The sequence below is a fragment of the Thauera sp. K11 genome, from assembly GCF_002354895.1.
Lineage (GTDB): Bacteria > Pseudomonadota > Gammaproteobacteria > Burkholderiales > Rhodocyclaceae > Thauera > Thauera sinica.
The window spans coordinates 1,379,143-1,393,207 of sequence record NZ_CP023439.1 but is presented as its reverse complement, the minus strand read 5'-3'; the positions used below and the strand labels follow the sequence as shown (position 1 = coordinate 1,393,207).

Genomic DNA, 14,065 nt, shown 5'->3' with positions numbered 1-14,065 from the left:
ATCGGACCGGGGCATCGTCTCCCTCACCGCTTCAGAAGCCGAGCGCCAGCGCGAGCAGGTAGCGGAAGATCGCCATCAGCGGCCACAGGATCATCCCCAGCACACCGGTGAACAGCAGCACGAGCAGGATGGGGAAGCCGTACGGTTCGATGCGCGCGAACTGCCATGCGAGGCGATTGGGCAGCAGGCTGACCGCGATGCGTCCGCCGTCGAGCGGCGGCAGCGGAAACAGGTTCAGCACCATCAGCACGATGTTGATCTGCATGCCGGCATCGGCCATCTTCATCATCGGGACGGTGTACTCGCCCGCCGAGGTGCTGGTCGCGATCTTGAACAGGATGCCCCAGCCCAGCGCCATCAGCAGGTTGGCGAAGGGACCGGCCGCCGCCACCCACAGCATGTCCGCCTTGGGATTGTGCAGGCGGCCGAAATTGACCGGCACCGGCTTCGCCCAGCCGAACAGGATGCCGCCGCCGCTGAACAACGAACTCGCGGCGAGGATCAGCGCCGGCACCAGCACCGTGCCGACCGGGTCGATGTGGCGCAGCGGATTGAGGGTGATGCGGCCGGCCAGGTCCGCCGTGGGATCGCCGAAATGGCGCGCCACGTAGCCGTGCGCCGCCTCGTGCAGCGTGATCGCGAGCACGACGGGCAGCGCCCAGATGGCGAGCGTGGAGATCAGGGAATCCATGTGACGACGGGCAGGGAAATGCGCATTCTAGCAGAGCCCCTCCGCCCCGCCCCGCCCCGCCCCGCGGCGCATGCCGCCGGCCTGCGGGCGCCCTACGCGGCTTCCAGGCCGAAGGGCGACAAGTCGCCGCGCCCCGCGCGCACGAGTTCCGGGACACCCGAAGTGAGGTCGATGACGGTGGTGGCCTCCGGCCCGCAATAGCCGGCATCGATCACCAGATCGATCTGCTTGCCCAGGCGGTCGCGTATATCCTCCGGGTCCGACAGCGGCAGATCCTCGCCCGGCAGCAGCAGCGTCGAAGTCAGCAGCGGGCCGTCAAGTTCGGCCAGCAGGGCGCTGACCACCGCGTGTTCCGGGATGCGCAGCCCGATGGTCTTGCGCCGGGGATGCAGCACGCGGCGCGGCAGTTCCTTCGTCCCCTCCAGGATGAAGGTGTAGGGGCCGGGCGTGACCGCCTTCAGCAGGCGATACTGGCTGTTGTCCACGCGGGCGTAGGTGGCGATCTCGGACAGGTCGCGGCACATCAGGGTGAAGTGGTGGCGCTCGTCCACGCCGCGGATGCGGCGGATGCGCTCGAGCAGGCTGGCGTCGCCCGCGAGACAGCCCAGCGCATACGCCGAATCCGTCGGGAAGGCCATCAGCCCGCCGTTGCGCAGGATTTCGGCGGCCTGCCGGATCAGTCTCGGCTGGGGTTGCTCGGGATGCACGGAAAAGAACTGGGCCATTTTTTTCGTAGCGGCGTCGTGTTGTCGTTTTCAGATGAGGCGCGTCCACACCGGCGCGAGGTCGGGCGGCAGCGGGTTGCAGCGGCCGACGTCGACCGGGCTTTCGTGCTCGCCGTGGAAATCGGAGGCGCGCGAGGCGAGCAGGCCGCGCTGGCGGGCGACGGTGGCGAAGCGGCGCATCTCGTCGTCGCTGTGCGCGCCGGATACCACCTCCACGCCCTCGCCGCCGGCGGCGGCGAACTCGTCGAACAGCCGCGCCATGTCGGCCGACGACAGGCGGTAGCGCGCCGGATGAGCGACCACCGCGATGCCGCCGGCAGCCCTGATCCAGCCCACCGCTTCCGCCAGGGGCGCCCACCGGTGGTCGACGAAGCCGGGCTTGCCGCGCGCGAGATAGTGGTCGAACACGGTCTTGACGTCCGGCATCACGCCGCTCGCCACCAGATGGCGGGCGAAATGCGCGCGGCTGACGAGCGCCGGATTGCGGGCGAAGCGCCGGGCGCCCTCGTAGGCGCCGGCGATGCCGCAGCGCGCCAGTTCGTCGCCCATGCGCCTCGCGCGCCCATCGCGGCCGGCGCGCAGGGCGGCAAGCCCCTCGACCAGCGTCGGGCAGCGGTGGTCGATGCCCAGCCCGACGATATGCACCGTCTCGCCGGCGAACGAGACCGAGACCTCCACGCCCGCCACCAGCCGCACGCCCAGCCCCGCAGCAGCCTCGGCCGCGGCATCGATGCCGCTCACCTCGTCGTGGTCGGTCAGCGCCAGCAGCTCGACGCCGTTGGATGCGGCACGGCGCACCAGCGCCTGCGGCTCCAGCCAGCCGTCGGACACGGTGGAATGACAATGGAGATCGACGTTCGTGGGACTCATGGTCTTTGCATGGCGAGGCCGGTACGCGCCCTTGCAGCCGGGGTCGGCCGGGCGTCCGGTCCGTTATTGTGACAGCAGGAAGGGCTCGATGATTCGCGCCAGCGCCTCCGGCTGCTCGTGGTGCAGATTGTGGCCGGCGCCCTCCAGCGTCACGACGCTGAGCGCGCGAAAGCAGTCGCGGGCCGCGTCGTGCGCTTCGTCGCCCACGCCCAGGTGCCGGCGCAGAGCCGGATCGGCGGGCTCCACCCACATCACCGGTGCGGTCGCCCGGCGCCAGCAGGCTTCGGCCTCGGCCCGGCGATAGAGCACCGGATTCACCCGCCGGTGCGCGGGATCGCCCGCCAGGCGCACCACGGTGCCGCCCTCGCACCCGACCCGCTCGCCCAGATGCCCCGCCAGCCAGCGCGCGCGTTCGGCCGGCAGGCGCGGATTATCCCGCTGCAGCCGCTGCGCGAGCGCATCGAAATCGGCATAGTCGCGAAACGTGGCCGGTCCGGCGAGTTCGTTCAGCCACTTCTCGTAGCGGCCGGGCGCCTCGTCGGCCGCACGGTCCACCAGGCCGAAGGCATCCAGCGCCACGACCCTGGCAACCCGGGAGGGGCGCACGCCGGCATACATGCAGGCCACGTTGCCGCCCATGCTGTGCCCGACCAGCCGCACCGGCGCATCGGGTTCGACCATGCGCAGGATGGCGTCGAGGTCGGCGAGGTAGTCGGGAAACCAGTACCCGTCGCCCCACCAGCCGCTGCGGCCGAAACCGCGCCAGTCGGGCGCGATCACGTGCCATTCGTGCGCGAGCGCATCGACGACGAACTGGAACGAGGCCGACACGTCCATCCAGCCATGCAGCATGAACAGCTTGGGCGCACCTTCCCCGCCCCACTCGCGCAGGTGGTAGCGCACGCCGCGCACGTCGGCAAAACGGGATCGTGACGTTTTCATCGCCGGCATCATAGCAAAGCCCTCCGGCCTGCCGCCGCACGCGCGCCCGGTGTCGGCCGCGCGTGCGGGCCGCTATCATCGGCGGACCGCAACCGCATTCCACCCTGCCTCGCTCCGCCATGACCGCATCCGCTCCGCTCCCGACGCCCGCTCGCCACAGCCTGATCGAAGACGTGCAGGGCGTACTGATCGGCAGCCTGTTCGTCGGGCTGGCGGTGGTGATGTTCCGCGAGGCGGCGCTGCTCACCGGCGGCACGACCGGGCTTGCCTTCCTGCTGCATTACGCGGCGGGCTGGCCGCTCGGTGTGCTGCTGTTCGCCTTCAACCTGCCCTTCTACGTGTTCGGGCTGCGGGCGATGGGCAAGAGCTTCACGGTCAAGACCTTCTGCGCGGTGGGCGCCCTGTCGCTGTACACCGAACTGCTGCCGCGCCTGGTCTCGTTCGACCGGCTCGACCCGGTGTTCGCCGCGATCATGGCCGGGCTGCTGGCCGGCACCGGCATCCTGATCCTGATCCGCCACGGCGCCAGCCTCGGCGGCATCGGCGTGCTGGCGATCTACCTGCAGAAGACGCGGGGCTGGCGCGCGGGGACGGTGCAGATGGCCGCCGACTGCGCCATCCTCGGCGGCGCGCTGGCCTTCGTCGCCCCCGGCAAGGTGGCGCTGTCGGTGCTGGGCGCGCTGGCGCTCAACCTGGTGATCATGATCAATCACCGCCCCGACCGCTATTTCGGCGTCTGAGCAGCCGATGAACGCCCGCCCGCCCCTGCCCGTCGGCGAACTGCGCCGCTGCCCGACCTGCAACCGCTGGGGTGGCGAACGCCGCATCGGCGAGGACGGCCGGACGGTGCATCTGAATCCGGCCAACAGCCGCGGCCCGTGCAACGAAGGCCCGTGGCACGGCTCCCTGCGCGGCCCGCGCAACGCCTGCGGGCAATGGCTGCAGTGGACGGAGATCAAGCCCTGCAACGACGGCACGCTCTGAAAGCGACCGCCGCCGCGGCGAGACCGGCACACGGCGGCCACGACTCGCCGGCGGAGTGCCTCACTCCTCGTCGTCTTCGAGCGGCGCCTGGTCGGATTCCGGCTCGCCAGCGGCCCGGGCCGCACAGGCCACGGCGATCATCGCCGCCCGCGTGTCCGGCGTCTCCAGGCTGATGCGGCCGAGCGCGCCGTCGCGGTAGTCCTGCAGCAGGACCTGCGCCGCCTTTTCCAGGTCGATCCCGCCGCCCTTCACCAGGCAGCCGCGCCGGCGCCCCACCGCCTCGACCAGCGCCGGGCCGTCGAGCCCTGCGGCGTCGAGCCTGTAGCGCGCCGCGACCAGCGCCGGATACCGCGCCAGCAGGATGTCGCCGAGAAAGACCGCCACCTCCTCGTCGATCACCGCGTTGCGGCCGATCGCATGGCTGGCGGCGAGCATGTAGCCGTCTGAGTCGAACTCGATCTTCGGCCACATCATGCCGGGCGTGTCGGTCAGCGTCTGCCCCGGACCGAGATCCAGCGTCTGCTGGTGCTTGGTGACGGCCGGTTCGTCGCCCACCTTGGCCGCCTTGCGTTTGAGCAGGGCGTTCATCAGCGTCGATTTACCCACGTTGGGGATACCCATGATCATCATGCGCAAAGGCTTGATGCCGTCGTCGCGATGCGGCGCCAGTTGCCGGCACAGGGCCGGGATACGCGCAACGTCGCCCGCGTTCCTGGCCGAGATCGCCACCGCCTTCACGCCCGGCTGGCGGTTGTAGAACGCCATCCAGGCGTGCGTCGCGTCCGGGTCGGCCAGGTCCGACTTGTTCAGCAGCTTGAGGCAGGGCCGGTTACGGAAGCGCCGCAGTTCGGCGATCATCGGATTGCTGCTGGCTTCGGGCAGGCGCGCATCGGTGACTTCGATGACGACGTCGATGGCCGCCATGGCCTCGGCCGCCTTCTTGCGCGCCGACGCCATGTGGCCGGGGAACCACTGGATGGGCATGACTGATCCCTGAACTCGAATGCACGCATTATCCCACGCCGTGCAAGGCATCTTGGCGCCGCCGCCCGCGAACGGCCCGCATTGCGCGACGCCGGACGGACTTTCTCCGCTTCCAATAGAAATAAAGAAATAAATTCGCACACGCCGCGGAAACCGTGTATCTTGCTGCACGCAGTCGATTCAAGCAGTGGTTGTTCTGGTGGTTACCCAGCGTGTTTCAAGAGAACGCGTGCCGGTCTGATTCCTCTGGATTACGTTTCTTGATCGTTCCTGCACTTTTCGGGCGCATGCCCAATCTTTTTTGAAAATGGAACGCATATGAGCACTCAAACCGGTACCGTCAAGTGGTTCAACGACGCCAAGGGCTTCGGCTTCATCACCCCGGAAAACGGCGGCGAAGACCTGTTCGCCCACTTCTCCGAGATCCAGAGCAAGGGTTTCAAGAGCCTGGCCGAAAACCAGCGCGTCGAATTCGAAGTCAAGACCGGCCCGAAGGGCCTGCAGGCGGCGAACATCCGCCCGCTGTAATCGGCGCCTGAGCCGATCGATCGAAACGCGGCCTCGTGCCGCGTTTTTGCTTTTCTGTAGCCCGTCTTCCGCTTTGCGGCCCATTCGGGGTTGCGGCCCGTTCTCCAGCCTGCTTTCGCGATGCCGCCCGGCTCCGCGAACCCATCGTGCGCCTTTCGGCCCCGTGCCGCCCCTTCGCGCACGCCTTGCACCGCAATACCGCCGAATTCGTGCGGCATCCCGCGCTTTTCCCATTTGCACCCCCGGATCGCCGATAATTGCATTTTGATGTCTGCCGTCCGCGCGACCTGACCGCCATGACCGAATCCACCATCCGTTTCGCCGACCTCGGCCTGCCCGAGCCCATCCTCACCGCGCTCACCGAAGTCGGCTACGAGACGCCCTCGCCCATCCAGGCTGCCTGTATCCCGGAACTGCTCGCCGGCCGCGATCTTCTGGGAGAAGCCCAGACCGGCACCGGCAAGACCGCGGCCTTCGCCCTGCCGATGCTGGCGCGGCTCGACCTGTCCGACGCCCGTCCGCAGGTGCTGGTGCTGACGCCGACGCGCGAACTGGCGATCCAGGTGTCGGAAGCCTTCGCCAAGTATGCGCACCACCTGAAGGGCTTCCACGTGCTGCCGATCTACGGCGGGCAGAGCATGGTGGTGCAGTTGCGCCAGCTCTCGCGCGGCGCCCAGGTCGTGGTCGGCACGCCGGGCCGCATCATGGACCATCTCGAGCGCGGCAGCCTGAAGCTCGACGCGCTGAAGTCCATCGTGCTCGACGAGGCCGACGAAATGCTGCGCATGGGCTTCATCGACGACGTCGAATGGATCCTCGAGCACACGCCCGCCACGCGCCAGACCGCGCTGTTCTCGGCGACCATGCCGAACGCGATCCGCGACGTCGCCCACCGCCACCTGCGCGAACCCAGGGAGGTCAAGATCCGCGCCGCCACCGCCACCGTGGCCAAGATCAGCCAGCGCTACTGGCTGGTGCGCGGGGTGGACAAGCTCGACGCGCTGACGCGCATCCTGGACGCGGAGGAAAGCTTCGACGCCGCCATCGTCTTCGTCCGCACCAAGATCGCCACGGAGGAACTCGCCGACAAGCTGGCCGCGCGCGGCTACGCGGCCGCGGCGCTGAACGGCGACATGACGCAGGGCCTGCGCGAACGCGTGATCGAGCAATTGAAGAACGGCAGCCTCGACATCGTCATCGCCACCGACGTCGCCGCGCGCGGCATCGACGTGCCGCGCGTCTCCCACGTCATCAACTACGACATCCCCTACGACACCGAAGCCTACGTGCACCGTATCGGCCGCACCGGCCGTGCCGGCCGCGAAGGCGCTGCGATCCTGTTCGTCGCGCCGCGCGAGACGCGCATGCTGAAGATGATCGAGCGCGCCACCCGCCAGCCGATCACGCCGATCGCGCTACCCAGCAGCGAGGAAGTCTCCAACCTGCGCGTGGCGCAATTCAAGCGCCTGGTGGTGGACACGGTGGGCGGCCAGGACCTCGGCTTCTTCATGGATGTGGTCAATGGCCTCGTCGAGGAAAACGAGATCGACATCCACGAGGTCGCCGCCGCGCTGGCCTATCTCGCGCAGCGCGACCGCCCGCTGCAGATCGAGGAGAGCGGCCGCGGCTGGGAACTCGCCACCACGCCGACGCACAACGGCGGCCGTCCGCCGCGCGACGAAGCCTTCACCACCGGCATCGCCCGCGAGCGCCCGCAGCGCCCGAACCGCGACGAGATACTGCAGCGCCGCCGGGCCTTCGCCGACGGCGCGCTGGTGCGTTACCGCATCGAGGTCGGCCGCAACCAGGGCGCAAGCCCGAAGGAGATCGTCGGCGCCATCGCCAACGAGGGCGGCATCGAGGGCAAGTACATCGGCCAGATCCACCTGTTCAACGACTTCAGCACCGTCGAACTGCCTGCCAACCTGCCCGCCGACCTGCTCGACACGCTCAGGCGCACCCGGGTGCGGCAGATGCCGCTCAACATCCGCCCGCTGACCGATGCCGAGGCCACCGCCATGCCGGAGCGCCGCCGCCCGTCGCGCGACGACGAGCCGCGCCGCGGCTACGGCGACGAAGGCCGCAGTCCGCGTTCCTACGGCGAAGCGGGCAGGACGGGCTGGGTCGAGCGTGGCGCCGGCCACGCCAGGCCCGGCGGCTACGGCAAACCCGGAGCCCCGCGCCGCGACGAGCGCAAGCCCTATCCCGGCACGCATGAAGACCGCGGCGGCAAGGCGCCGTTCTCGACGCACAAGCCCAGGCGCCACCGGGGTGAATAAGACCGTTCCCGCCACGCGATGACCCGCCGCCGCACGTCCTCGCCGCCGGCCGCCGCCGAGCCGGCCGCGGCGCCGGCGCCCTTCGCCGTGCTGACGCCCGATTTCGTGCTCGACGCGATCGAGAGCGTCGGGCTGCGCCCGGATGGCCGCCAACTGGCGCTCAACAGCTACGAGAACCGCGTCTACCAGGTGGGCATGGAAGATGGCCCGATGTCGGTGGTGAAGTTCTACCGCCCCGGACGCTGGCGCGACGCCGCGATACTCGAAGAGCACGCCTTCACCGCCGAGCTGGCCGAACGCGAAGTCCCCGTGGCCGCCCCGCTCGTCATCGGCGGCGACACGCTGCACCACCACGGCGGACTGCGCTTTGCGCTGTTTCCGCGGCTGGCCGGCCGCGCACCGGAGCTGTCCGATCCGGCCACGCTGGAGCGGCTGGGGCGCTACATCGCCCGCATCCATGCCGTCGGCGCCACGCGGCCCTTCGCTGCGCGGCCGACGCTGGACATCGCCGGCTTCGGCGAAGACTCGCGCGACTGGCTGCTGGCGCACGATTTCATCCCGCCCGACGTGCTGCCGGCGTGGCGCAGCAGTGCAGACCAGGCGCTGGACGGCGTCCGCCGCGCCTACGAGCGTGCCGGCCCGGTCCGCCACCTGCGCCTGCACGGCGACTGCCACCTGGGCAACGTGATGTGGCAGGCGGAGGATCGCGGCGGCTTCGCCGGGCCGCAGTTCGTGGACTTCGACGACGCGCGCATGGGGCCGGCCGTGCAGGACCTGTGGATGCTGCTGTCCGGCGAGCGCCACGAGATGTCGCGCCAGCTCGCCGACGTGCTCGCCGGCTACGAGGACTTCATGGAGTTTTCACCGCGCGAGCTGCACCTGGTGGAGGCCCTGCGCACCTTGCGCCTGCTCCACTATTCCGCATGGCTCGCCCGGCGCTGGAACGACCCGGCGTTTCCGGCTGCCTTCCCATGGTTCAACACCCAGCGCTACTGGCAGGACCGCGTGCTCGAGCTGCGCGAACAGATCGCGCTGATGGACGAGCCGCCGCTGTGGCCCGCCTGATCCGCAAAGCGTTTCAGGCGCCCGCGCGCGCCGAGCGCACCGACTCGGCGTAGGCTCGCGCGTCGGGCAGGAATTCGAGGAAATCCGCCTCGAAGCCCGCGTAGCCGCGCAGCAGCTCCTCGCCCGCCCCCGCCAGCGGATTGGGCCGGCGCAGGCGGTGTTCGGCCATGCGGTCGAGCGCGCGGGCGACGTTGTCCGCATCGCGATAGCTCGCCAGCCAGTCGTGCGCGGCCATGCGCTCGAACACCGGGCGGAAGGATTCCGGCAGCGGCCCGCGATACAACCCGATCAGGCGGTAGGTCTGGGCAGTGAATTCGGCCAGCGGCTCGGGGCTGAAGCGGCTCCAGCGCCGCGCGAGGAAATGGTCGTAGAACAGATCGACCATGATCCCGCCCAGCCGCCGCCGCTCCGTGCTCACACGGGCGCGGCTGCGGCGAAAGGCCGGATGCGTCTCGGCAAAGCTGTCGATGCGGCGATGCAGCATGACACCCGCCGCCAGTTCGGCGTCCAGCCCCGGCGGCAGCGGCTCCAGCCGGCCCTTGACGAAGTCGCCGATCACGCCGCCGATGCGGTCGGCGGCGAGCGGGCCAGCCAGGTAGGCATGGGCGAGGAAATTCATTTCAGCATGCGGTGGGTCGTCTAAAACGTACCGACGCCACTCGAGGGCAGCAAACGCAGCAGGCGCGGATGCGTTTCACTTCGGCCCGCGACGCTCAGCGTACTGGGCGCGCCATCAGCGGCTGAGGTTCGACCTGCACCGTGTCGCGGCCGTTCGTGACCCAGACGTGGCCGTCCTGGATCGTGAACTGCAGGCGCATGCCGCGCTCGGTGAGTTGCGCCAGTTGCGGCGCCGCCTCGGGCGGCAGGTTGAGGACGGAGAGCTTGTCCTGGCGGCCGAGCCGGTCGCGCACGCCGTTCCACCAGATGTCGGCCGCGCGGCCGTAGCTGACCACCACCACCTCGCCGGCGCGGCCGCAGGCTTTGCGTATCCATTTCTCGTCGGGCTGGCCGACGTCGATCCAGCGCTCGATGGCGCCGGTCAGGTCGCGCTGCCACAGGTCGGGCTCGTCATCGACGCACAGGCCCTTGCCAAAGGCCAGCGCGGGATCGGCGAACAGCGCGAAGGCGAGCAGGCGCACCATCATGCGCTCGTCGGTTTCCGACGGATGGCGCGCGATCGTCAGATTGTAGTCGCCGTAGTGGCCGCGATCCATGTCGGCGATCTGCAGCTCGGCCTTGTAGATGGTGGCTTTCAGTGCCATCGGTCCGGCTTCCGTTCAATGCACCGTGGCCGACGAGGCGCGGCCGGCCTGCTGCCAGGCGATCACCGCGCGGCCCGCATGCGCCATCACCGCGTCGCGCTGCGTCGCCGGCAACTCGCGCGACAGCGCGCCGAAGAGCGCCTGCGTCGCCTCCTGCGCCACGCCCTCGCTCGCCAGTCCGTCGGCCAGGCAGCGGATCTGGATCGAGGCCAGGGCATCGGCCACCAGGCGCCAGCCGGCAAGCGGCATCATGCGCACCAGCGCAAGCAACTGGCCGCCCAATTGCCCCGCCAGCCGCAGCGCCTCGTCGCGCTCCTCGGCGGCGATCGACGAGTGCCACAGCGCCAGATGGATGCCGCGGCGCAGCTCGACCTTGAAATCGATCGCGTTCTGCTCGGCCTCGCCGAGCGCCTCGAACTGGCGCAGGAAGCGCGCCTCGTCCCCGGCGCCGAGCCCGGTGCGCAGCGCGCCGATCAGTTCGGTCAGCCCCGGGATGGCCACCAGGCCGAAAGCCTGCGACCACGCCAGCCCCCACTGGTCCATGCCGCTCATCAGCAGCGCCAAGCGCAGTGCGCGGGCCTCATCGCTTCCGGCCGCCTGCGCCCAGTTGCGCAACGCGCCGTGCAGTTCGGCGACGCCGGCGTGGCGTACCGCCTCCGAGTCGCCCACCGTGAGGCGGAAGACGCGTGCAAAGGCATCCTGGGCCATGCGGGCGGCCTGGCGCTGGGTCCCTGCATCGACCCACGCGGCAAGGGGATCGGCGGGGAAAACGGTTTCGGCGGAAGAGGACATGAGGCGGCGCCCGGACTGGAAGGGCGCCATTGTGCCGAGCGGGCGGCCGCGCGGCAATGCGCCGCCGCCACATGGGCACCGGCGGCGGCGAAGATCAGCGCGCCGGATCGCATCCGCGGCGCAGCGGGCCGCGCCGTGTCAGGCCCACAGGGAGGGAGCGCGGCGCACGGGCAGTTCCCAGTCGTCCTCACGGAAACCGCCGAGCATGCGGTGCAGCGCATGCGCATCCTCTTCGGTGAAACCGCGCTTGAAATCGGTCAGCAGCAAGCGCGAACGCGACATCCAGTTGCCTGGCGCATCGTCGATCGCGCACCACGCCGTGGCGTCGATGTCCGGCTCGTGCTGGGTCAGCCACAGCATCGCCTCGCGTTCGCGCAGGCCGTGCAGCTCGGCGCCGTTCTTGGGCAGCATGTGCGGCGAAGCGCCGGCGATGCGCGGGCGGATGTCTTCCGAAAAGCGCGACTTCAGCTTCTGCAGCGAAAACAGCGTGCGCCAGTCCGACGAAATGACGATGCGCGCCTCATCGAACTCGCGCACCACTGTCTCGATCAGCGGCAGGCAGCGAAAATCCTCGACCTCACCCCACGGATGGGTGACGCCGTCGAAGTCCATGAAGATGTAGGTGTGGCGTGTCATGTCTGGCTTTGAGAAGAAACCCCGATGCCCGGTATCTGAATGCTGCAATGCGGAATATACTTCATGTAAAACCTGCAAGGCAGGAATTCATTCAGTGTCCGTGGCGGATTTGCAGCGCATTCGTGATGCAGGGCGCAAATGCTGCAATGCATTATCCGCACACTTCGCCCCAGCCTTTCAACCAGGAGCAATCATGACCCCGATCGTCAATCTCGAAGGCAAGGTGGGCCTGATCACCGGCATCGCCAACGAAAAATCCATCTCCACCGGCGTCGCGGAAGCCTGCGCGCAAGCCGGGGCGAAACTGATCGTCACCTACCAGAACGAAAAGACGCGCGCATTCATCGAGCCGGTGATCGACCGTCTCGGCATCACCGACGTCTTCCTGCTCGACGTGACGCAGCCCGAGACCCTGGACAAGACCTTCGCCGAGATCGACGCGCGCTACGGCAGGCTCGACTTCGTGCTGCACAGCATGGCCTTCGCCAAGCGCGACGACCTGCACGGCCGCGTGGTCGACACCTCGGCCGACGGCTTCGGGCTGGCGATGGACGTCTCCACCCATTCCTTCGTCCGCCTGGCGAAGAAGGCCGAGCCGCTGCTGGAAAAGGCGGGCGGCGGTTCGCTGGTGACGATGACCTACCTCGGTTCGGAAAAGGTCATTCCCAACTACGGCGTGATGGGCCTGTGCAAGGCGGCGCTCGAGGCCGCCACGCGCTACATGGCGGCCGAACTCGGCCCCAAGAACATCCGGGTCAACGCGGTGTCGCCCGGCCCGCTGATGACGCGCGCCGCCTCGGGCATCGCCGGCTTCGACGGCCTGATGGCGACCGCCGTCGAACGCTCGCCGATGCATGCCCTGGTGACGCCCGAAGACATCGGCGCGCTGACGGCCTTCCTCTTCTCCGATGCCGGCCGCCTGATCTCCGGTGGAGTGCATTTCGTCGATGCCGGCTACAACATCATGGCGTAAGCGGAGGGCGGCACCGTGATCGACCTCGACGCCGCGCGGGCATGCCTCGGCCGCGGGGCCGTCGTGCTGCCCGATCCGGTACCCGCGCACCCGCTGCTGGACGGCAAGCGGGAAATCGGCCGCGGCGAGTATTCCATCGTGCTCGACAAGGGCGACGGCGAACGGGTCTACAAGATCGTCAGTTCGCCGGCCGACTACTTCCTGTACACCGCCGACGACCGCCCGCGCGGCAAGCACTTCCCCGTCATCCATGCCGACCACGGCATCATCGGGCGCGCACGCTCGGGCTACCCGCTGCACCTGATCGAGATGGAACGCCTGTATCCGCTCGCCGCGGGCTCCCCGGCGGCCGAGCTGGCGATGCTGCTGATCGAGTTCTACTGGGCGGCGTGCGAACAATGGAGCCGGCTCGGCTCCAACATGGGACGCATCGCGCTGTACCACATGACGCAGAACCCGGTCGGCGTGGACCAGGGCATCCGCGAGGCGCTGAAGGCGTTGTCCGATTTCGTCGAGGAATACCAGGTCCTGCCGGACATCCTCAACGCCAACAACCTCATGATGCGCAAGGACGGCACGCTGGTGTTCTCCGACCCGGTGTTCATCGCCTGATCCGCGTCGCGGGCCGGCCGGCGGCCGACGCGCGTATCATCGCCTCATCCCCCAGCGAGGCTCCGACGATGAACCACCCGGAAGATCACGCCCCCTTCCACGACCACGGCCCGCAGCCCGAGAGCATCGGCATCCCGCGCCGGGGCCGGTTCGACCCGGCGGCCTTCGAACGCGCCGTCGCCGACCTGCTGCTCGCCTGCGGCATCGATCCCGCCACCGCGCATACCGGCCGCACCGCCCGGCGCGTGCGCGAACTGTGGCAGCACCGGCTGCTGGGCGGCTATGAACTCGACCCGGCGGAGGTCCTCGGCGACGGTTTCACCGATCCGCGCGAGGACATGGTGGTGGTGCGCGGCATCGCGGTGCACGGCGTGTGCCCGCACCATCTCGTCCCCTTCCGCGGCGTGGCCCACGTCGCCTATCTGCCGGGCGGGCGGCTGCATGGCTTCGGCCGCATCGCCCGCCTCGTGGACGCGATCGGCCACCGCTTCACCTACCAGGAATGGATGACGCGCGACATCGCCGACGCGCTGATGACGCACGGAAAGGCCCGCGGCGCGGCCTGCGTGATCGAGGCCGAACAGCTCTGCCTGCTACTGGGCGAGGATCGCCGCGGCGACGAACGGGTCGTCACCCAAGCCTGGTCGGGCGTCTTCGCCGGCTCGGCCCAGTTGCGCAACGAATTCCTGCACGCGCTCGACCGCCGGCGCGGCTGAAGCCGC

Annotated in this window: 17 protein-coding genes; 8 read left to right on the top strand and 9 right to left on the bottom strand. The window is 69.3% G+C overall.

Annotation, left to right across the window (positions count from 1 at the left end):
* Positions 1–31: 31 nt before the first annotated feature.
* From CCZ27_RS06115 to CCZ27_RS06100, 4 genes are all read right to left on the bottom strand, one after another.
* Positions 32–691: a site-2 protease family protein gene (locus CCZ27_RS06115; protein ID WP_096446501.1), complete on the bottom strand. Its 660-nt coding sequence runs from the start codon at positions 689–691 to the stop codon at positions 32–34.
* A 92-nt stretch (positions 692–783) separates the two neighbouring features.
* Positions 784–1,416, bottom strand: a complete 633-nt coding sequence (locus CCZ27_RS06110; protein ID WP_096446499.1) for an L-threonylcarbamoyladenylate synthase — start codon at positions 1,414–1,416, stop codon at positions 784–786.
* Positions 1,417–1,446: 30 nt separating this feature from the next.
* Positions 1,447–2,286 (bottom strand): 3',5'-nucleoside bisphosphate phosphatase, encoded by an 840-nt coding sequence (locus CCZ27_RS06105; protein ID WP_096446497.1) that lies wholly within the window; start codon positions 2,284–2,286, stop codon positions 1,447–1,449.
* 63 nt (positions 2,287–2,349) lie between these two features.
* Positions 2,350–3,228, bottom strand: coding sequence for an alpha/beta fold hydrolase (locus tag CCZ27_RS06100; RefSeq protein ID WP_096452251.1), 879 nt, complete (start codon positions 3,226–3,228; stop codon positions 2,350–2,352).
* A gap of 119 nt (positions 3,229–3,347) precedes the next feature.
* Between CCZ27_RS06100 and CCZ27_RS06095 the strand changes: the two genes are divergently transcribed.
* Together CCZ27_RS06095 and CCZ27_RS06090 are read left to right on the top strand one after the other, a co-directional pair.
* Positions 3,348–3,968: a YitT family protein gene (locus tag CCZ27_RS06095; RefSeq protein WP_096446495.1), complete on the top strand. Its 621-nt coding sequence runs from the start codon at positions 3,348–3,350 to the stop codon at positions 3,966–3,968.
* 7 nt (positions 3,969–3,975) lie between these two features.
* Complete coding sequence (locus CCZ27_RS06090) at positions 3,976–4,212, top strand: hypothetical protein (protein ID WP_096446493.1); 237 nt, start codon at positions 3,976–3,978, stop codon at positions 4,210–4,212.
* 60 nt (positions 4,213–4,272) lie between these two features.
* On the opposite strand, the gene ylqF is transcribed toward CCZ27_RS06090, so the two are convergent.
* Complete coding sequence (ylqF, locus tag CCZ27_RS06085) at positions 4,273–5,196, bottom strand: ribosome biogenesis GTPase YlqF (protein ID WP_096446491.1); 924 nt, start codon at positions 5,194–5,196, stop codon at positions 4,273–4,275.
* A 318-nt stretch (positions 5,197–5,514) separates the two neighbouring features.
* Between ylqF and cspE the strand changes: the two genes are divergently transcribed.
* The 3 genes from cspE to CCZ27_RS06070 all read left to right on the top strand — a co-directional run bounded on the left by cspE (position 5,515) and on the right by CCZ27_RS06070 (position 9,068).
* Entirely contained in the window at positions 5,515–5,724 is a 210-nt protein-coding gene (cspE, locus tag CCZ27_RS06080; RefSeq protein WP_096446489.1) for a transcription antiterminator/RNA stability regulator CspE, read from the top strand.
* 296 nt (positions 5,725–6,020) lie between these two features.
* A complete protein-coding gene (locus CCZ27_RS06075; protein WP_096446487.1) occupies positions 6,021–8,003 on the top strand; it encodes a DEAD/DEAH box helicase in 1,983 nt (660 codons plus the stop codon).
* Between the two features lie 18 nt (positions 8,004–8,021).
* Positions 8,022–9,068: a serine/threonine protein kinase gene (locus tag CCZ27_RS06070; RefSeq protein WP_096446485.1), complete on the top strand. Its 1,047-nt coding sequence runs from the start codon at positions 8,022–8,024 to the stop codon at positions 9,066–9,068.
* A 13-nt stretch (positions 9,069–9,081) separates the two neighbouring features.
* Here the strand turns inward: CCZ27_RS06070 and CCZ27_RS06065 are convergent, their stop codons facing one another.
* From CCZ27_RS06065 to CCZ27_RS06050, 4 genes are all read right to left on the bottom strand, one after another.
* On the bottom strand, positions 9,082–9,687 hold the full coding sequence (locus CCZ27_RS06065) for an acyl carrier protein phosphodiesterase (protein WP_096446483.1): 606 nt from the start codon (positions 9,685–9,687) through the stop codon (positions 9,082–9,084).
* Between the two features lie 94 nt (positions 9,688–9,781).
* Complete coding sequence (locus CCZ27_RS06060; RefSeq protein WP_096446481.1) at positions 9,782–10,330, bottom strand: YaeQ family protein; 549 nt, start codon at positions 10,328–10,330, stop codon at positions 9,782–9,784.
* A gap of 15 nt (positions 10,331–10,345) precedes the next feature.
* Entirely contained in the window at positions 10,346–11,122 is a 777-nt protein-coding gene (locus CCZ27_RS06055; protein ID WP_096452249.1) for a hypothetical protein, read from the bottom strand.
* 138 nt (positions 11,123–11,260) lie between these two features.
* Positions 11,261–11,758, bottom strand: coding sequence for an HAD domain-containing protein (locus CCZ27_RS06050; RefSeq protein ID WP_096446479.1), 498 nt, complete (start codon positions 11,756–11,758; stop codon positions 11,261–11,263).
* Between the two features lie 193 nt (positions 11,759–11,951).
* On the opposite strand from CCZ27_RS06050, the gene fabI reads away from it, so the two are divergent.
* The 3 genes from fabI to folE all read left to right on the top strand — a co-directional run bounded on the left by fabI (position 11,952) and on the right by folE (position 14,059).
* A complete protein-coding gene (gene fabI / locus CCZ27_RS06045) occupies positions 11,952–12,731 on the top strand; it encodes an enoyl-ACP reductase FabI (RefSeq protein ID WP_096446477.1) in 780 nt (259 codons plus the stop codon).
* Between the two features lie 15 nt (positions 12,732–12,746).
* On the top strand, positions 12,747–13,343 hold the full coding sequence (locus tag CCZ27_RS06040; RefSeq protein WP_096446475.1) for a hypothetical protein: 597 nt from the start codon (positions 12,747–12,749) through the stop codon (positions 13,341–13,343).
* A 68-nt stretch (positions 13,344–13,411) separates the two neighbouring features.
* A complete protein-coding gene (folE, locus tag CCZ27_RS06035) occupies positions 13,412–14,059 on the top strand; it encodes a GTP cyclohydrolase I FolE (protein WP_096446473.1) in 648 nt (215 codons plus the stop codon).
* Positions 14,060–14,065: the final 6 nt, after the last annotated feature.